The following is an 18,290-nucleotide window of genomic DNA, read 5'->3' as shown; positions in this document are numbered from 1 at the left end:
CTAAAATCTGTCCCGACGCTGCCAGAGCAGCAGCAGGAAAAACGGTCCGCCAATCAGTGAAATCACAATTCCCGCCGGCAGCTGCAGCGGGAGGAACGCCAGACGTCCGACGTTATCCGCCAGCAGCACCAGTAGCGCGCCCAGCACGGCGCTTCCCGTCAGGAGCGCGGTTTGCCCACCGCGCAGCAGCAGGCGCGCCATATGCGGGGCAATAAGCCCCACGAAACCAATACTGCCCACGCACGAGACGCAGGCCGCCGTCAGCACCACCGGGGCGAGAACCCGCAGCAGCGCCAGCCGGGTTATGCGCACGCCAAGGCCCGCGGCGGCCTGATTGCCAAGCAACGCCACGTCCGCAGCCCGTGCGGTAAACAGCAGCAGCGCAAACGCGGGGGCAGCCCAGAGCGCGGCTAACCCCACCAGCGTCCAGTTTGCCGCATGCAGGCTTCCCGCCAGCCACAGCATCGCCGTCTGCACGTCCCGCACGTCGGCGGTGGTGATAAAGACGCCCATTGCGGCGGCAAACGCCCACGACACGCCGATGCCGATCAGGATAAACCGCGGGCGCGAGATATCGCGCGCCAGGCCGATAACCAGCAGCGCGGTAAGCAGCCCACCGGCCATGCCGACCAGCGGACGCCAGGCCAGGCCCAGCGCCGGGAACTGAAAAATCAGCAGCAGTACCGCCGCGCTACAGCCCTCCTTCACGCCAATAAGCCCGGGATCGGCCAGACCATTGCGGGTGATGGACTGCATTGCCGCCCCCGCCATGCCGAGCATCGCGCCGCACAGCACCGCCATCAGCAGGCGCGGCAGGCGGATATCCATCACGATGTAGCGCGTCTCCGCCGTCAGGCTCTCAGGAGAAAACAGCGCGCGCCCGATGGCGGAGATGGGAACAGGCAGAGAACCGTGCGTCAGGCCAAAGCCCAGCAGGCTTAACGCCACCAGCGCTAAAAGCGTCAGGCAGGCCAGCGCCCTCGGGCGAACCAGCGCCGATAAACGGCCAATACGGATCGCGCGGAATCCGGCCCGGTTCATTTGAACATCCTCGATGCCATAAAGATGAATACGGGTGCGCCGACCAGGGCCGTCATGATGCCGGTTGCCAGCTCCCAGGGCGTAAACAGCGTGCGGGCGGCGATATCCGCCAGCAGCAGAACCAGCGCGCCACACAGGGCAGACAGCGGCACCATCACGCGTAAATCGACCGACACCAGACGGCGAATGAGCTGCGGCACGACCAGGCCGATAAAGCCAATCGGCCCGGCAATTGAGACGGCCGCGCCGCAGAGCAGCGCGATGGCCAGCAGGGCAAGCAGGCGGGTTTTCAGCAGCGACACGCCAAGCCCCTGCGCCATCCGGTCTCCCAGCGCCAGCATGTTGAGCGAGGGCGACAGCCCGATGGCGAGAACAAAACCGGCTGCTGCAGCCCACAGGGCGCTCCGGAGCGTCTGCACGTTGATCCCGGCCAGGTCCCCTGCCAGCCAGGTGCGCATGGCGAGCAGCGTCTGTTCATCGAGGATTAACACCGCGGCGGTAATCGACGAGGCAAACGCCGACATCGCCACGCCGCACAGCGTGACCTTCATCGGCGTAAGCCCGGTGCGACCGGACGAGGAGAACATCAGCACCAGCAAAAACAGCGCGGCGGCACCGGCGGCGGCAACGAGCGGGCGCCCAAACGGCAGCGACAGCCCAAGCGCGCTGGTAATCACGACCGCCAGCGCGGCCCCGGCGTTGAGCCCCAGAATATGCGGCTCGCCGAGCGGGTTGCGGATCACGGACTGCAGCAGCACGCCCGCCACGCCGAGCGCGGCGCCCGTCACCATCGCGGCGCTGAGGCGCAGCAGTCTTAATTTGATAATGACGTTATGGTCGAAATTGCGCGGATCGAAATGGAAAAATGCCTCCACCACCGTCTGCGGGGCGATGAAGCGTGCGCCGATGCCCAGATGCATAATCGCACCCAGCGCCAGCAGCAGTGCGAAGATCGGAAAGGCCAGAGAGGAGCGCATCATGGCTGAACGGTACTCTGGCGAAACGGCATAAAGAACGGCTTGCCGGTCAACGGGTTTATGGACATATGCACGTCCACATCAAACACCGCTTTGATCAGCTCCGGCGTGCAGGCATCGCCCTCATGCAATACGCCTGCAACTTTCCCCTGGCGTAAAAAGACCAGCGAGTCGCCGTAGTTTACGGCGAAGTTGAGATCGTGCAGCACCACCACGACGGTACGTCCGTGCTGGCGGGTCAGGGTGTGCAGCAGTTCCAGGATCTCCACCTGATAGCGGAGATCGAGAAACGTTGTGGGCTCGTCAAGCAGGATATACGGCGTTTGCTGCGCCAGCGCCATGGCGATCCAGCAGCGCTGACGCTGGCCGCCGGATAAGCTTTCCACCGGCATATGGGCAAACTCCGCCGTGCCGGTCAGGCGCAGGGCCTCTTCCACCGCCAGCTCGTCCTCGTCGCTCCACTGGCGCATAAAGTTCTGCCAGGGAAAACGCCCGCGCGAGACCAGCTCAAAGACGGTCAACCCTTCCGGGAGCAGCGGAGACTGCGGCAGGATACCCAGCTGGCGGGCGACGGCTTTGGTCGGCTGCTCGTGGATCGCCTTGCCGTCGAGAACTGCCGCGCCGCCCAGCGGCTGAAGCAAACGCGCAATGGTGCTCAGCAGCGTGGATTTTCCGCAGCCGTTCGCCCCTACCAGCACGGTCATTTTCTGCTGTGGGATCGCAAGGGAGATATCATCAACGATGATTTTTTTCTGATAGCCCGCAGAGAGGTTCTCCAGAACCAGTCCCGGTTTTTTTGTGTTGTGAGCCACGTGAATGCCAACGTAATAAAAAAGCGCAACAAATATAAATAAAAATCATTCTCTTTTGAGAGTTTGACGCTGCGCCATGTAGTAGTCAAGAGAAGAAACACCCTGATAAAACCAGGGGTAAGCCTGAGGAAAAATGAACAAGCAATGACTTTAAAAAGCATTTAATTCAATAAATTAATAATCATCCCGCTGCGCTTATACGCCCGGCTAAACGTTGTAGTCGATTTTTTCTTTTTTCCATTTACTACTACATTCGCGCATGATTGAATGATTCTCAATTACATGTCCGATGCCCACCGTGGCTAACGGACAGACCGTAAAGGGCAATGACTCACACATTTTTCCGCGAAACGTCATTCGCGGGATATTTCGGGATAACAGATGTAATGGCTACGTTCACACCTTCACTCTCTGGGGTAAAAGGGCGCGCGCTCTTTTCACTGCTGTTTATGGCGCCGCTGGTGCAGGCAGCAGATAACACCGCGACTAAAGACGGCGAAACGCTTACCGTCACCGCCGATCCAAATACGACGGCGGAGGCCACGAATGGCTATCAGCCGTTGAATACCTCCACCGCGACGTTAACCAACATGCCGATGCTGGACATCCCGCAGGTGGTCAATACCGTCAGCGACAAAGTGCTGGCGGATCAGCATGCCACCACGCTGGATGAAGCGCTCTATAACGTCAGCAACGTGGTGCAGACCAACACCCTGGGCGGCACGCAGGATGCCTTCGTGCGCCGCGGATTTGGCGCGAACCGCGACGGCTCGATCATGACCAACGGCCTGCGCACCGTGCTGCCGCGCAGCTTTAATGCCGCAACCGAGCGCGTAGAGGTGCTGAAAGGCCCGGCCTCGACGCTCTACGGCATTCTCGATCCGGGCGGCCTGATTAACGTCGTCACCAAACGCCCGGAGAAGACCTTCGGCGGTTCCCTTTCCGCTACCTCGTCCAGCTTTGGCGGCGGCACCGGACAGATCGATGTTACCGGCCCGATTGACGGCACGCGCCTGGCGTATCGCCTGACGGGCGAATATCAGGACGAGGATTACTGGCGTAATTTCGGCAACGAACGCAGCACCTTTATCGCTCCGTCGCTGACCTGGTTTGGCGATGACGCCACCGTGACCGTGCTCTATTCGCATCGCGACTATAAAACGCCGTTCGATCGCGGAACGATCTTCGATCTCAACACCAAAAAGGCCGTCAACGTCGATCGTAAAACCCGCTTCGACGAACCGTTTAACGTGACCGACGGCCAGTCCGATCTCGCTCAGCTCAACGCGGAGTATCGCCTCAACAGCCAGTGGACCGCGAAGCTCGACTACAGCTACAGCCAGGATAAATACAGCGATAACCAGGCCCGCGTGATGGCCTACGATTCTAAAACCGGCAACCTGACCCGCCGCGTGGATGCGACCCAGGGCTCGACCCAGCGTATGCACACGACGCGCGCGGATCTGCAGGGGAACGTGGACATCGCGGGCTTTTACAATGAGATCCTGACCGGCGTGTCGTATGAGAATTACGATCTGCTGCGTACGGATATGATCCGCTGTAAGAACGTTAAGGACTTCAATATTTACCACCCGAGCTACGGCAGCCTCGGCAAGTGCACCACCGTCTCGGCATCCGACAGCGATCAAACCATTAAGCAGGAAAGCTACTCCGCCTACGCGCAGGACGCGCTGTACCTGACCGATAAGTGGATCGCCGTCGCCGGAATGCGCTATCAGTATTACACCCAGTACGCGGGGAAAGGCCGTCCGTTTAACGTGAACACCGACAGCCGCGACGACCAGTGGACGCCGAAGCTGGGTTTTGTGTATAAGCTCACCCCGGCGGTCTCGCTGTTTGCCAACTATTCCCAGACGTTTATGCCGCAGTCGTCCATTGCGAGCTATATTGGCGACCTGCCGCCGGAAACGTCGAACGCGTATGAAATCGGCGCTAAGTTTGATCTGTTCGACGGCATTACCGCCAATATCGCGCTGTTTGATATTCACAAGCGCAACGTGCTGTATACCGAGAGCGTAGGTGATGAAACCGTCGCTAAAACCGCAGGCCGCGTGCGTTCTCAGGGCGTGGAGGTGGATCTCGCCGGGTCGCTGACCGAGAACACCAACATTATCGCCAGCTACGGCTATACCGACGCGAAGGTGCTGGAAGACCCGGACTATGCGGGCAAACCACTGCCGAACGTGCCGCGCCATACCGGCTCCCTGTTCCTGACCTACGATATTCACAATGCGTTTGCCGGGAATACCCTGACGCTGGGCGGCGGCGGGCACGGCGTAAGCCGTCGCTCAGCAACCAACGGTGCGGATTATTATCTGCCGGGCTATTTCGTGGCGGACGCGTTTGCGGCGTACAAGATGAAGCTACAGTATCCGGTGACGCTGCAGCTGAACGTGAAAAATCTGTTTGATAAGACCTACTACACGTCGTCCATTGCGACCAACAACCTGGGCAACCAGATTGGCGATCCGCGCGAAGTGCAGTTTACGGTGAAGATGGAGTTTTGATGTAAAAAAGCCCGGTGGCGCTAACGCTTACCGGGCCTACGAACCATTCCCTCTCCCGGCGGGAGAGGGTTAGGGTGAGGGCATCAGGCCTCAATATCCGCCATATCGCCTTTCTCCTGCAGCCAGTTGCGTCGGTCTTCCGAACGTTTCTTGGCAAGGAGCATATCCATCATGGCGTTGGTTTGCTGCTCGTCTTCGTCGCTGATCGTCAGCTGCACCAGACGGCGCGTGTTCGGATCCAGCGTCGTTTCGCGAAGCTGCATCGGGTTCATCTCGCCCAGCCCTTTAAAGCGCTGCACGTTCGGTTTGCCCTTCTTGCGCTTCAGCTGTTCCAGCACGCCCGCTTTCTCTTCTTCCGTCAGCGCGTAGTAAACCTCTTTGCCGAGGTCGATACGGTAGAGCGGCGGCAGCGCCACGTGGACGTGACCGTTTTTCACCAGCGTTTTGAAGTGCTTCACGAACAGCGCGCACAGCAGCGTGGCGATGTGCAGACCATCGGAGTCCGCATCCGCGAGGATACAGATCTTGCCGTAGCGCAGCTGGCTCAGATCGTCGCTGTCCGGATCGATGCCGATCGCCACCGAAATATCGTGCACTTCCTGCGAGGCCAGCACTTCATCAGAAGAGACTTCCCAGGTATTCAGGATCTTACCCTTGAGCGGCATGATCGCCTGATATTCACGATCGCGCGCCTGCTTGGCCGATCCGCCCGCCGAGTCCCCTTCCACGAGGAACAGCTCGGTACGGTTGAGATCCTGCGCGGTACAGTCCGCCAGCTTGCCCGGCAGCGCAGGGCCGCTGGTCAGCTTTTTACGCACAACTTTCTTCGCGGCACGCAAACGACGCTGGGCGCTGGAAATGGCCATTTCGGCCAGCATCTCTGCCGCCTGAACGTTCTGGTTCAGCCACAGGGTAAACGCATCTTTCACCACGCCGGAGACGAACGCCGCGCACTGACGTGACGACAGGCGCTCTTTGGTCTGACCGGCAAACTGCGGATCCTGCATCTTCACGGAGAGCACGTAGGCGCAGCGATCCCAGATATCTTCCGCCGACAGCTTCACGCCGCGCGGCAGGATGTTGCGGTATTCGCAGAACTCACGCATCGCGTCCAGCAGCCCCTGACGCAGGCCGTTGACGTGCGTACCGCCGAGCATGGTTGGGATCAGGTTGACGTAGCTTTCGGTCAGCAGCTCGCCGCCTTCCGGCAGCCACAGCAGCGCCCAGTCCACGGCTTCGGTATCGCCGCTAAAGTTACCGACAAACGGTTTTTCCGGCAGCGTCGGCAGTCCGTTTACCGCTTCGCACAGGTAGTCGTTCAGACCGTCGGCGTAGCACCAGGTTTGTGCGGTATTGTTAACGTGATCGGTAAAGGTGATTTCCACGCCCGGACACAGCACCGCTTTGGCTTTCAGCAGGTGCGTCAGGCGAGAAACGGAAAAACGCGGGCTGTCGAAGAAGCTTTCGTCAGGCCAGAAGTGGACGCTGGTGCCGGTGTTGCGTTTGCCGCACGTGCCGACAACCTGCAGATCCTGCACCTTATCGCCGTTTTCAAACGCGATGTTGTACACCTGACCATCGCGACGGACGTTCACTTCCACGCGTTTGGACAGAGCGTTCACCACGGAAATGCCCACGCCGTGCAGACCACCGGAGAACTGGTAGTTCTTGTTGGAGAACTTACCGCCTGCGTGCAGGCGACAGAGGATCAGCTCAACGGCAGGCACGCCCTCTTCCGGGTGGATATCCACCGGCATGCCGCGCCCGTCGTCGATGACTTCCAGCGACTGATCGGCGTGCAGAATGACGTCAACGCGTTTGGCATGGCCCGCCAGCGCTTCGTCCACACTGTTATCAATAACTTCCTGGCCCAGATGGTTTGGGCGCGTCGTATCGGTGTACATCCCCGGGCGGCGGCGAACCGGCTCAAGCCCGGTGAGGACCTCAATGGCATCAGCGTTATAGGTTTGCGTCATGATTTAAACTAGCAATTCGCATTGATTGTCAGTGGCTGTGCAGTCCAAGAAAATCGACAATCTGGGTGAAATGATTCTCAAAGCCCGTGAAAGCATGGTTTCCGCCCTCTTCTATAGTCTGGCGGCAGGAGGCGTAATACGCCACTGCCTGGCGGTAATCCAGCACTTCATCACCCGTCTGTTGCAGCAGCCAGATGAGATCCGGTGCCTCAAGCGGGTCGACCTGCATAACTTTGAGATCGTAAATATGGCGTGACTCTAGCACATATTGCTGCCCGGTGTAGGGGTTCTCGTTTTCGCCAAGAAAGTCCCTCAGCAGCTCAAATGGCCGTACCGCCGGATTAACCACAACGGCGGGCAGCATGAAGCATTGTGAGAGCCAGGTGGCGTAGTACCCGCCCAGGGATGAACCGACCACACCGAAGGTTTCGCCGCCGTGCGCAAGCACAATAGATTCCAGCATCTCCGCGGCCTCTGCCGGGTAAGGCGGCAGCTGCGGGATAATCATCTCAACGTCGGGGTGATGCTCGCTCAGCCACTGGCGAAACTGTGTCGCTTTTGCAGAGCGCGGCGAGCTGTTGAATCCGTGCAGATAAAGGAGCGTAGACATCAATAGCCTTCTGAAGCGGTATCCGGGCGGAATTTTGCACCGGTCAAACGGCAGACTTCCGTGGTCAGCGTGCCGTCGGCATGCAGTTCCAGCCAGCGCCAGCCTGGCGCGATGGTATCCAGCGTAAAGTTGGCGCAGTGCGGCTTAAACTGAACGCAGGTCGACGGCGTCGCCAGCATGCGGCGCCCGTTCCAGTCGAGATCCTGTTCCTGATGAATATGTCCACACAGCAGATTTTTCACCCGCGGGAACTTCGCCAGCACGCGATCCAGCGCCGCGGAGTTGCGCAGGCTGTGCTGATCGAGCCAGCTGCAGCCCGCCGGCAGAGGATGATGATGAAGCAACAGCAGCGTGTGACGTTCAGGTTCAGCAGCCAGTTTGGTCTCAAGCCAGTCGAGCTGAAACTCGCTTAACTCACCGTGCGGGACGCCAAACACCTGGCTATCGAGCAGCAGGATCTGCCACTGTTCACCCGCAAAAACACATTTCGCCGGAGAAATTCCCGCATCCTGAAGAGAGCTGTACATGGCGGGCTGGAAGTCATGGTTTCCCGGCAGCCAGACGCAAGGCACGCTAAAGCTCGCGATGCCTTCAGCAAAATGCTGGTAGGCCGCGGAGGACTGATCCTGCGCCAGATCGCCCGTTGCGACAATCAGATCGCATGCACGGTTTTCAGCGTGAATGGCGCTAAGTACCGCCTGATAACTCTCCCAGGTGTTGACCCCCAGTAGCGTTTCATGCTTTTCGGCAAAAAGGTGGGTATCGGTGATTTGTAATATCCTGACTGGCGCCCCACCAGCAACAGTCAGGTTCAACAGGCTTTCCAAATGGTGTCCTTAGGTAGGTTTATGACGCTAACAAACCGGAATCGCCATTGCTCCATGTGCTAAACAATATCTTAGCCAGTCGGCTAAAAACTGGTTAATTTGATGCTTTTCGTCGCGTTGATGCAACTTTTTATTCGGGTAATCATACCGCGCCTTGAAGCGAAAGATCTGCTGGCTTGAACACACTTCAGCGACCATCGCGTCGTGATAGAGACGCACCGTCATCGACGGCAGGCTCCAGTAGCTAATGCTGGGTGCCGTTTGCTCAATCTCCACCAGCGTAGTGTAGCGCGTTGATTCTGTTATCGTTAACCGATACTGCGCGTTGCTCACCTGATAGCTTACCGTTTCGCCGGGTGCGTCGTTTCGCGGCAGCAGGCGGCGCAATTGTGCGAAATTGGTTTCGCACAGGCGCATCATTTCTGGGAAGTCAGGTGTATAGCGCTTCATTTTTTCCACTCGTTTCGTAATGTCTGATAATGCAGCTGCAGCCATTGCAGGGCGATGACAGACGCTGCGTTGTCGATTTTCCCCTCTTCTACCCACTGATAAGCCTGTTCCCGGCTCACCACATGAACCCGAATATCTTCGTTTTCATCTGCCAGACCGTGGATCCCTTCCGCCGTCGTGGCGTCCACTTCGCCCACCATTATGGACAAGCGCTCGCTGGTACCGCCCGGGCTTGCCAGATAGCTCAGCACCGGTTTTGTACGGCCCACCACCAGCCCGGCCTCTTCCAGCGCCTCGCGACGGGCGACGTCTTCAACAGACTCACCTTCTTCGATCATCCCGGCCACCATCTCCAGCAGCCACGGGCTCTCACTGACGTCATAAGCGGCGATGCGGATCTGCTCCACCAGCACAACTTCGTCACGCACTGGGTCAAAGGGTAGCAAGACTGCCGCATGCCCGCGCTCAAAAATTTCGCGTCTGATTTCGCCGCTCATTTCCCCGTTAAACAGGCGATGCCTGAAACGGTAAAGATCCATTGAAAAAAAACCGCTATAAAGCGTTTCTCGTGCAATAATTTCTACATCGTTTTTGGCGAATGTCACGGGCAACTTTTCTGGTTTTTGCATGAGTCGAGTCCTGGTAGCAATGGTGATGAAATTGTGAATTTCAAGGCTGTTTGGCTGCCGTTTGTAAGGCTATATGGTAGATTGGTGCAAATTACCGCCAGATGGCACGTTACGCCAACCTTTTGGTATGGAAGATTCTGTTAGAATCGGCAATTATTTTTTAATTAGATCAGCGCTAATACTGCTTCACAACAAGGAATGCAAATGAAGAAATTGCTCCCCATCCTTATCGGCCTGAGCCTGACGGGCTTCAGTGCAATGAGCCAGGCGGAAAACCTGTTACAGGTCTACCAGCAGGCACGTCTGGGCAACCCTGATTTACGTAAATCAGCGGCCGATCGTGATGCTGCGTTTGAAAAGATTAACGAAGCGCGTAGCCCCTTGCTGCCACAGTTAGGTTTAGGTGCAGATTATACCTACAGCAACGGTTTCCGCGACGCTAACGGCGTAAACTCCAATGCTACCAGCGCCTCACTGCAATTGACACAGACGCTGTTTGATATGTCCAAATGGCGCGCCCTGACCCTGCAGGAAAAGAGCGCGGGTATCCAGGATGTGACCTATCAGACCGACCAGCAGACGCTGATCCTGAACACCGCCACGGCGTACTTCAACGTGCTGAGCGCGATTGACGCACTCTCCTACACCGAAGCGCAGAAACAGGCGATTTACCGCCAGTTAGATCAAACCACCCAGCGTTTCAACGTGGGCCTGGTCGCGATCACCGACGTGCAGAACGCCCGTTCACAGTACGACACCGTGCTGGCTAACGAAGTGACCGCGCGTAACAACCTCGACAACGCGCTGGAATCCCTGCGTCAGGTCACCGGGAATTACTATCCTGAGCTGGCGTCGCTGAACGTGGACAGCTTTAAAACGGATAAACCGCAGGCCGTTAACGCCCTGCTGAAAGAGGCGGAAAACCGCAACCTGAGTTTGCTGCAGGCGCGTCTGAGCCAGGACCTGGCCCGCGAGCAAATTCGTCAGGCGCAGGACGGCCATCTGCCAACCCTGAGCCTGAGCGCGTCTACCGGTGTCTCTGATACGTCCTATAGCGGCTCTAAAACCAATACGTCCCAGTATGACGACAGCAATATGGGTCAGAATAAAGTGGGTCTGAGCTTCTCCCTGCCGCTATATCAGGGCGGTCAGGTCAACTCTCAGGTGAAACAGGCGCAGTACAACTTTGTTGGCGCGAGCGAGCAGCTGGAAAGCGCCCACCGCAACGTGGTGCAGACCGTGCGTTCCTCCTTCAACAACGTGAACGCCTCAATCAGCAGCATCAACGCCTATAAACAGGCCGTTGTGTCTGCACAGAGCTCCCTGGATGCGATGGAAGCGGGCTACTCGGTCGGTACACGTACTATCGTTGACGTGCTCGACGCGACCACCACGCTGTACAACGCGAAACAGCAGCTCTCCAGCGCGCGCTACCAGTACCTGATTAACCAGCTGAACATCAAACAGGCTTTGGGTACGCTGAACGAGCAAGACCTGCAGATGCTGAACAGCGCGCTGGGCAAACCGGTCTCCACCTCTCCGGACAGCGTTGCGCCGGAGAACCCGGAGCAGGTTGCCGCGGTTGATAACTTCAACGCTAACAGTAGCACCCCTGCGGCACAGCCGGCCGCTGCGCGTACCACTACATCCGCCAGCAAAGGCAATAATCCGTTCCGTAACTAAGAGTGTTATCAGGCCCACTGCGGCCTGATGCCCTCCACCCCGCCCCTCTCCCACAGGGAGAGGGGCGCATCTGAATCACATCCGAACGTAAGCCAACGTAAAGATCCCCCTGATTCCGCCCCTCTTCGCTTCATTTTCAACCACTCATCCTCTATTCTGAGCGTTATTACCACTGGGTCCTGGAAGACAAACATGAAACGGACAAAATCCATAAATCACGCTTCGTTCCGCAAGAGCTGGAACGCGCGTCACCTCACCCCTGTTGCGCTGGCGGTCACGGCTGTCTTTATGCTGGCAGGCTGTGAGAAAAATGACGAAACGGTTTCGCTGTATCAAAACGCAGACGACTGCTCTGCCGCAACCGGCAAAGCCGCCGAATGTAAAACGGCTTACACCAGCGCGCTGAAAGAAGCGGAACGTACTGCACCGAAATATGCCTCACGCGAAGACTGCGTGGCGGAGTTTGGTGAAGGTCAGTGCCAGCAGGCACCGGCTCAGGCAGGCACCGCACCTGAAAATCAGGCGCAGGCGCAGTCCAGCGGCAGCTTCTGGATGCCGCTGATGGCAGGCTACATGATGGGTCGCCTGATGGGCGGCGGTGCGGGCTACCAGCAGCAGCCGCTGTTTAGCTCGAAAAACCCGGCCAGCCCGGCTTACGGTCAATATACCGATGCCAGCGGCAAAGGCTACGGCGCAGCGACCCCAGGCCGCACCGTGAACGTACCAAAAACGGCGATGGCGCCGAAGCCTGCGACCACCAGCACCATCACCCGCGGCGGGTTTGGTGAATCTGTGGCGAAGCAGACCAGCATGCAGCGCAGTGCGACAGGCACCTCCTCTACTCGCTCAATGGGCGGCTGATCATGGAACGAGTCAGTATCACCGAGCGCCCGGACTGGCGCGAAAAAGCCACCGAGTACGGTTTTAACTTCCACACCATGTACGGCGAGCCGTACTGGTGTGAAGACGCCTATTACAAGCTCACGCTGGCTCAGGTGGAAAAACTGGAAGAGGTGACGGCCGAGCTGCACCAGATGTGCCTGAAGGTCGTGGAAAAGGTCATCGACAGCGACGAGCTGATGGCAAAGTTCCGCATTCCGAAGCACACATGGGGCTTTGTGCGCCAGTCGTGGAAAACGAATCAGCCTTCGCTTTACTCTCGCCTGGATCTGGCGTGGGACGGCAAAGGTGAACCGAAGCTTCTGGAAAACAACGCCGATACGCCAACCTCTCTATATGAAGCGGCGTTCTTCCAGTGGATCTGGCTGGAAGACCAGGCCAATGCCGGAAACCTGCCGGAAGGCAGCGACCAGTTTAACAGCCTGCAGGAAAAGCTGATTGAGCGTTTTGCCGAGCTGCGTGAACAGCATGGCTTTAACCTGCTCCATCTCGCCTGCTGCCGCGACACGGAAGAAGACCGTGGCACGGTTCAGTATCTGCAGGACTGCGCCGCCGAAGCGGAAGTGGCGACCGAGTTCCTCTATATCGAGGATATCGGTCTGGGTGAAAAAGGTCAGTTTACGGATATGCAGGACCAGGTAATCAGCAACCTGTTCAAGCTATACCCGTGGGAATACATGCTGCGCGAGATGTTTTCCACCAAGCTGGAAGATGCTGGCGTGCGCTGGCTGGAGCCGGCCTGGAAGAGCATCATCTCTAACAAAGCCCTGCTGCCGATGCTCTGGGAGATGTTCCCGAACCACCCGAACCTGCTGCCAGCCTATTTTGCGGAAGATGATTACCCGCAAATGGAGAAATACGTCGTTAAGCCGATCTTCTCCCGCGAAGGCGCAAACGTCTCGATTATCGAAAACGGCAAGACGCTGGAAGCGGTTGAAGGGCCATACGGCGAAGAAGGGATGATCGTCCAGGAGTTCTATCAACTCCCGAAATTTGGCGACAGTTATACCCTGATTGGCAGCTGGCTCATCAACGATCAACCGGCCGGGATTGGCATTCGCGAAGATCGCGCGCTGATCACGCAGGATCTGTCACGGTTTTATCCGCACATTTTTGTCGAATAGGCCGCAGCCTGATGCCCTCACCCCGCCCCTCTCCCACAGGGAGAGGGTGCAAACACTAAAAACGGCAACCTGAGGTTGCCGTTTTGCTTTTATTATCCCACCTGCACCGACAGCATACTCAGACTGCCCATCTCAATACCGTCGACCGGGATCGTCACCGGTTCCTGACCATCCCACGCGCCAAGAACGTACAGCAGCGGCAGGAAGTGTTCCGGCGTCGGGTTAGAGAGCGAACCGCCATCATGATCCAGATAGTTCACCAGCGGATGCTCCTCAAGCGGGCCTTGCCAGGTCAGGTTCGCTTTGACGTAGTCGTTAAAAGAGGTTGCCCACGGGTACGGCGTGTTCTCACCGTGCCAGCGTGCGGTACGCAGGTTATGCACCACGTTGCCGCTCGCCACCAGCATGATGCCTTCATCACGCAGGGTTGCCAGCTTGCGCCCCACCTCCAGATGCCAGGCCGCCGGTTTAGTGCTGTCGATGCTCAACTGCACCATCGGGATATCCGCGTCAGGATACATTTTAATCAGCACGCCCCAGGAGCCATGGTCAAAGCCCCAGGCTTCTTTATCCAGCGTCACAGGGACAGGTGCCAGCAACTCTACCAGCTTTTGCGCCAGCTCAGGCGAGCCGGGGGCCGGATAATGCGTGTCGTACAGCGCCTGCGGGAAGCCGCCAAAATCATGAATGGTTTTTGGCGCTTCCATGGCGGTAACGCCCGTCCCACGGGTAAACCAGTGTGCAGACACCACCACGATCGCTTTCGGACGCGGCAACGTCTCGCCAAGATGACGCCAGGCGCGGGTATAGACGTTGTCTTCCAGAACGTTCATAGGGCTACCGTGGCCTAAAAACAGGGCTGGCATACGGGAAGAAGTCATGGTGATATCCTTACAGAAGGTGTCAATTTAATGGTGCTACATTACGCGCAATCCGGCAAAGATGAACGCAGATAAGCGTGAAGATCATCATCAGGAAATTTGAATGTAAGGAATGTGTAAAGCCGGGTTTTAACCCTCGCTTTGCCAGAAATGAATCATTTATATTAATGAGAATCATTATCATAAGGAGCAATGCATGTCAGTCCCCCTGATTCTGACCATACTGGCGGGCGCCGCGACCTTCATCGGTGCGCTCCTCGGCGTGCTCGGCCAAAAGCCCTCTAACCGCGTACTGGCCTTTTCACTGGGCTTTGCTGCCGGGATCATGCTGCTCATCTCCCTGATGGAGATGCTGCCTGCCGCGTTGGGCACAGAAGGCATGTCTCCGCTGCTGGGCTACGGCATGTTTGTCTTTGGCCTGCTAGGATACTTTGCCCTCGATCGGATGCTACCACACGCGCATCCGCAGGATTTAATGCAGAAAAACGTGACGCCCATGCCGCGCAATATCAAGCGTACCGCCGTGCTGTTAACGCTTGGCATCAGTCTGCACAACTTCCCGGAAGGGGTCGCTACCTACGTGACGGCCAGCAGCAATCTTGAGATGGGCTTTGGCATCGCGCTGGCGGTCGCCTTACACAATATTCCTGAAGGACTGGCCGTCGCCGGCCCCGTGTATGCCGCAACGGGATCGAAACGCACCGCGGTGTTCTGGGCGGGGATTTCCGGGATGGCCGAAATCCTTGGCGGCGTACTGGCCTGGCTGATCCTCGGTAGTCTGGTCTCTCCGGTAGTGATGGCGGCGATTATGGCCGCGGTAGCCGGGATCATGGTTGCGCTTTCGGTGGATGAACTGATGCCGCTGGCGAAGGAGATCGATCCTAACAACAACCCCAGCTATGGCGTGCTGTGTGGAATGTCGGTGATGGGATTAAGTCTGGTTCTCCTGCAGACCGCAGGAATCGGGTAAAAAAAACGCCGGGATATCCCGGCGTTTTTATTTTCAGCTGGCTTTGCGCTCGTGCGCCTGGCGATACTCAACCAGATCTTCAATCGTGACCACCGGCATGTTGTGCAGGCGGGCAAAGGTGATGCACTCCGGTGCGCGCGCCATGGTGCCGTCATCGTTGGTCAGTTCGCACAGCACACCAGCAGGTTTGAAGCCAGCCAGCGTCACCAGGTCGATCGTCGCTTCGGTGTGACCACCGCGGGTCAACACGCCGCCCGCCTGCGCACGCAGTGGGAAGACGTGGCCTGGACGGTGCAGATCGGATGGCTTCGCACCATCAGCAATCGCTGCACGTACGGTGGTCAGACGGTCAGCCGCAGACACACCTGTGGTCACGCCATGCGCCGCTTCAATGGTCACGGTAAAACCGGTACCAAAGGCGCTGGTGTTGTTTTCGACCATCATCGGCAGATCGAGCTGCTTACGACGATCTTCATTAATACACAGGCATACGATGCCGCTGCCGTGACGGATGGTCAGCGCCATCTGTTCAACGGTCATGTTTTCGGCGGCGAAAATCATGTCGCCTTCGTTTTCACGGTTTTCATCGTCAAGCACCATCACACCGCGGCCTTCGCGCAGTGCATCCAGTGCATGTTCAACACGTTGAGTTGAAGTGCCAAAAGAGGAAAGTAGCGTCTGATTCATGGTAAAAAAACCTCATTAACATTATGGTTACCAGAATCAGGGCAGTCTTAGGAGCGCCGTATAAGCGGCAAAAAGATAACGTGAGCGGGCCCATGCCCGACTTGATCGTTACTCTCTCCCATCCGGACTCTAACCGTCGGCCCCGGAATTACACCGGATCTGCTGACCTTTGAGTATTCACCCAAAGCGCTCGCGGGCTTTCAGCGTCACGCTGATTTACCGCCGGTGGGGAATTTCGCCCCGCCCTGAGAATAAGCGAGATAACTATAACGCTATTGATTATCCTGGGCAATGCATAAGCATCAAACAATTTTGTTTACCCCGGGCATGACGCGCTACAATGGACACTAACACTTTTCCATCAAGGGAAACGCCAATGATTGACCCGAAAAAAATTGAGCAGATCGCGCGTCAGGTTCATGAATCTATGCCAAAAGGCATTCGTGAATTTGGTGATGACGTAGAAAAGAAAATCCGCCAGACGCTCCAGGCGCAGTTGGTTCGCCTTGATTTAGTCAGCCGCGAAGAGTTTGACGTGCAGACCCAGGTTCTGCTGCGCACCCGCGAGAAGCTGGCGCTGCTGGAACAGCGTCTGAGCGAGCTGGAAAACCGCAATGCGCCGGAAGAAGTGAAGCCGGCACCGGCCATTCCACCGGTGGATGACCAGGAGTAAGTGCGGCCTGATGCCCTCACCCCAGCCCTCTCCCACAGGGAGAGGGAGAAAAAAACGGGCCAGCTGGCCCGTTTTTTTTTACTGACTGTCTTTCTGGATCTTCTTGATGATGTTGGTGGTTGAGCACCCGTCCTCAAAGTTGAGCACCATCACCTCGCCGCCGTTGGCCCAGACCTCTTCGCTACCCGCGATTTGCTCCGGCTTGTAATCCCCACCTTTTACCAGCAGGTCCGGCAGAATGCCGGCAATCAGGCGCTGCGGGGTATCTTCTTCAAACGACACCACCCAGTCCACCGCTTCCAGCGCGCCGAGCACAATCATGCGCTGCTCGAGCGGGTTCACCGGACGCGTTTCACCCTTCAGGCGTTTCGTCGATGCATCGCTGTTAACCGCCACAATCAGGCGATCGCCCAGCTTGCGCGCGTTCGCCAGATACGAAACGTGGCCCGCGTGCAGAATGTCGAACACGCCGTTGGTCATCACCACTTTTTCACCACGCTTGCGCGCGGCGGCAACGGCCACCTTCAGCTCGTCTTCGGTCATGACGCCAAAACCGGTATCCGCACGACCGCGCACCGCGTTTTCCAGCTCGATTGGCGAAACGGTTGAGGTACCAAGTTTACCGACGACCACGCCCGCCGCGGCGTTAGCGAAGTAGCACGCCTCTTCCAGCGAGTTTCCTGCTGCCAGCGTCGCCGCCAGCACGCCGATCACCGTATCACCGGCACCGGTCACGTCGTACACTTCCTGCGCCTGGGTTGGCATATGCAGCGGCGCTTTGCCCGGCTGCAGCAGCGTCATCCCCTGCTCGGAGCGGGTCACCAGCAGCGCGGACAGCTCGAAATCGGCAATGATCTTCATGCCGCGCTCAACCAGTTCGTCCTCGGTTTTGCACTTACCCGCCACCGCTTCAAACTCGGAGAGGTTTGGCGTCAGCAGCGTCGCGCCGCGATAGCGCTCAAAATCGGTCCCTTTCGGGTCGATCAGCACCGGCACGCTGGCTTTACGCGCCAGCTGAATCATCGTTTGCACGCTCGCCAGCGCGCCTTTGGCGTAGTCGGACAGCACCAGCGCGCCGATATTGCCCAGCGCCTGGTTGATACGCTCGTGCAGCGGCTCAGGATCAACGCCTTCGAACCCTTCTTCAAAGTCGAGGCGGATCAGCTGCTGGTTGCGCGACAGCACGCGCAGTTTCGTAATCGTTGGGTGGGTCGGAACAGAAACGAAGTCGCACTTCACGTTCACGTCCGCCAGCGACTTGCTCAGCGCGCGCGCCGCATCGTCGATGCCGGTCAGGCCCACCAGACGCGACTGCGCGCCCAGAGAGGCAATGTTCATCGCCACGTTTGCCGCGCCGCCGGGACGCTCTTCAATGGTGTCGACCTTAACCACCGGTACCGGTGCTTCCGGAGAGATGCGGCTGGTAGGCCCATACCAGTAGCGATCCAGCATCACATCCCCAACAACCATTACCCCAGCACGTTCAAACTCTGGCAGTGTTACTTTCATTCCTGACTCCAGA

17 protein-coding genes and 1 riboswitch are annotated in these 18,290 nt (G+C 57.9%); of the genes, 6 read left to right on the top strand and 11 right to left on the bottom strand.

Translation table 11 applies throughout. The annotated features are described in order from the left end of the window. From HCH49_RS15535 to HCH49_RS15525, 3 genes are read right to left on the bottom strand one after another with little or no spacing between them, the layout of a single operon-like run. Nucleotides 1-1,041, bottom strand: a complete 1,041-nt coding sequence (locus HCH49_RS15535) for an iron ABC transporter permease (RefSeq protein ID WP_221702959.1) — start codon at nucleotides 1,039-1,041, stop codon at nucleotides 1-3. Beyond that, the gene (locus HCH49_RS15530) at nucleotides 1,038-2,021 is read right to left on the bottom strand and encodes a FecCD family ABC transporter permease (RefSeq protein WP_033146659.1); all 984 of its coding nucleotides are present in this window, start codon (nucleotides 2,019-2,021) and stop codon (nucleotides 1,038-1,040) included. Before HCH49_RS15530 ends, HCH49_RS15535 begins: the two co-directional genes overlap by 4 nt. Beyond that, the gene (locus HCH49_RS15525) at nucleotides 2,018-2,830 is read right to left on the bottom strand and encodes an ABC transporter ATP-binding protein (RefSeq protein WP_033146660.1); all 813 of its coding nucleotides are present in this window, start codon (nucleotides 2,828-2,830) and stop codon (nucleotides 2,018-2,020) included. The genes HCH49_RS15530 and HCH49_RS15525 overlap by 4 nt, the downstream gene beginning before the upstream one ends. Nucleotides 2,831-3,216: 386 nt before the next feature. On the opposite strand from HCH49_RS15525, the gene HCH49_RS15520 reads away from it, so the two are divergent. Next, nucleotides 3,217-5,358, top strand: coding sequence for a TonB-dependent siderophore receptor (locus tag HCH49_RS15520; RefSeq protein WP_221702958.1), 2,142 nt, complete (start codon nucleotides 3,217-3,219; stop codon nucleotides 5,356-5,358). Nucleotides 5,359-5,441: 83 nt separating this feature from the next. Here the strand turns inward: HCH49_RS15520 and parE are convergent, their stop codons facing one another. The 5 genes from parE to nudF are packed head-to-tail and all read right to left on the bottom strand — an operon-like array spanning nucleotide 5,442 to nucleotide 9,850. Then, on the bottom strand, nucleotides 5,442-7,334 hold the full coding sequence (gene parE / locus HCH49_RS15515; RefSeq protein WP_029740698.1) for a DNA topoisomerase IV subunit B: 1,893 nt from the start codon (nucleotides 7,332-7,334) through the stop codon (nucleotides 5,442-5,444). A gap of 28 nt (nucleotides 7,335-7,362) precedes the next feature. Further along, entirely contained in the window at nucleotides 7,363-7,944 is a 582-nt protein-coding gene (gene yqiA / locus HCH49_RS15510; protein WP_008502976.1) for an esterase YqiA, read from the bottom strand. Then, nucleotides 7,944-8,771 carry a 3',5'-cyclic-AMP phosphodiesterase gene (gene cpdA / locus HCH49_RS15505; protein WP_024906493.1) on the bottom strand — a complete coding sequence of 276 codons (828 nt, stop codon included), beginning with the start codon at nucleotides 8,769-8,771 and terminating at the stop codon, nucleotides 7,944-7,946. The genes yqiA and cpdA overlap by 1 nt, the downstream gene beginning before the upstream one ends. Nucleotides 8,772-8,798: 27 nt before the next feature. Beyond that, on the bottom strand, nucleotides 8,799-9,221 hold the full coding sequence (locus HCH49_RS15500; protein WP_003862516.1) for a DUF1249 family protein: 423 nt from the start codon (nucleotides 9,219-9,221) through the stop codon (nucleotides 8,799-8,801). Then, nucleotides 9,218-9,850, bottom strand: a complete 633-nt coding sequence (nudF, locus tag HCH49_RS15495) for an ADP-ribose diphosphatase (protein ID WP_023333429.1) — start codon at nucleotides 9,848-9,850, stop codon at nucleotides 9,218-9,220. The genes HCH49_RS15500 and nudF overlap by 4 nt, the downstream gene beginning before the upstream one ends. Nucleotides 9,851-10,054: 204 nt before the next feature. On the opposite strand from nudF, the gene tolC reads away from it, so the two are divergent. The 3 genes from tolC to HCH49_RS15480 all read left to right on the top strand — a co-directional run bounded on the left by tolC (nucleotide 10,055) and on the right by HCH49_RS15480 (nucleotide 13,557). Further along, nucleotides 10,055-11,533 carry an outer membrane channel protein TolC gene (tolC, locus tag HCH49_RS15490; RefSeq protein ID WP_033146662.1) on the top strand — a complete coding sequence of 493 codons (1,479 nt, stop codon included), beginning with the start codon at nucleotides 10,055-10,057 and terminating at the stop codon, nucleotides 11,531-11,533. 192 nt (nucleotides 11,534-11,725) lie between these two features. Further along, entirely contained in the window at nucleotides 11,726-12,394 is a 669-nt protein-coding gene (locus HCH49_RS15485; protein WP_029740695.1) for a DUF1190 family protein, read from the top strand. Between the two features lie 2 nt (nucleotides 12,395-12,396). Then, nucleotides 12,397-13,557: a glutathionylspermidine synthase family protein gene (locus HCH49_RS15480; RefSeq protein WP_029740694.1), complete on the top strand. Its 1,161-nt coding sequence runs from the start codon at nucleotides 12,397-12,399 to the stop codon at nucleotides 13,555-13,557. A 92-nt stretch (nucleotides 13,558-13,649) separates the two neighbouring features. On the opposite strand, the gene ygiD is transcribed toward HCH49_RS15480, so the two are convergent. Next, nucleotides 13,650-14,438, bottom strand: coding sequence for a 4,5-DOPA dioxygenase extradiol (gene ygiD / locus HCH49_RS15475; protein WP_167819384.1), 789 nt, complete (start codon nucleotides 14,436-14,438; stop codon nucleotides 13,650-13,652). A gap of 196 nt (nucleotides 14,439-14,634) precedes the next feature. Here ygiD and zupT point away from each other — a divergent pair, with 196 nt between their 5' ends. Next, the gene (zupT, locus tag HCH49_RS15470; RefSeq protein ID WP_033146665.1) at nucleotides 14,635-15,408 is read left to right on the top strand and encodes a zinc transporter ZupT; all 774 of its coding nucleotides are present in this window, start codon (nucleotides 14,635-14,637) and stop codon (nucleotides 15,406-15,408) included. Nucleotides 15,409-15,441: 33 nt separating this feature from the next. On the opposite strand, the gene ribB is transcribed toward zupT, so the two are convergent. Further along, nucleotides 15,442-16,095, bottom strand: coding sequence for a 3,4-dihydroxy-2-butanone-4-phosphate synthase (gene ribB / locus HCH49_RS15465; protein ID WP_023309208.1), 654 nt, complete (start codon nucleotides 16,093-16,095; stop codon nucleotides 15,442-15,444). Nucleotides 16,096-16,201: 106 nt separating this feature from the next. Then, a riboswitch (FMN riboswitch) is annotated at nucleotides 16,202-16,352 on the bottom strand. 119 nt (nucleotides 16,353-16,471) lie between these two features. Between ribB and ubiK the strand changes: the two genes are divergently transcribed. Further along, nucleotides 16,472-16,768, top strand: coding sequence for a ubiquinone biosynthesis accessory factor UbiK (gene ubiK / locus HCH49_RS15460; protein ID WP_028014454.1), 297 nt, complete (start codon nucleotides 16,472-16,474; stop codon nucleotides 16,766-16,768). A 78-nt stretch (nucleotides 16,769-16,846) separates the two neighbouring features. Here ubiK and hldE read toward each other — a convergent pair whose 3' ends face one another. Then, nucleotides 16,847-18,277 carry a bifunctional D-glycero-beta-D-manno-heptose-7-phosphate kinase/D-glycero-beta-D-manno-heptose 1-phosphate adenylyltransferase HldE gene (gene hldE / locus HCH49_RS15455; protein ID WP_033146667.1) on the bottom strand — a complete coding sequence of 477 codons (1,431 nt, stop codon included), beginning with the start codon at nucleotides 18,275-18,277 and terminating at the stop codon, nucleotides 16,847-16,849. Between the last annotated feature and the right edge of the window lie 13 nt (nucleotides 18,278-18,290).

This window comes from Enterobacter sp. Y17 (assembly GCF_019730495.1).
GTDB classification, from domain to species: Bacteria; Pseudomonadota; Gammaproteobacteria; order Enterobacterales; family Enterobacteriaceae; genus Enterobacter; species Enterobacter asburiae_B.
Note: the sequence above shows the minus strand (reverse complement) of the source record. Positions and strands in the feature narration are given on the sequence as shown.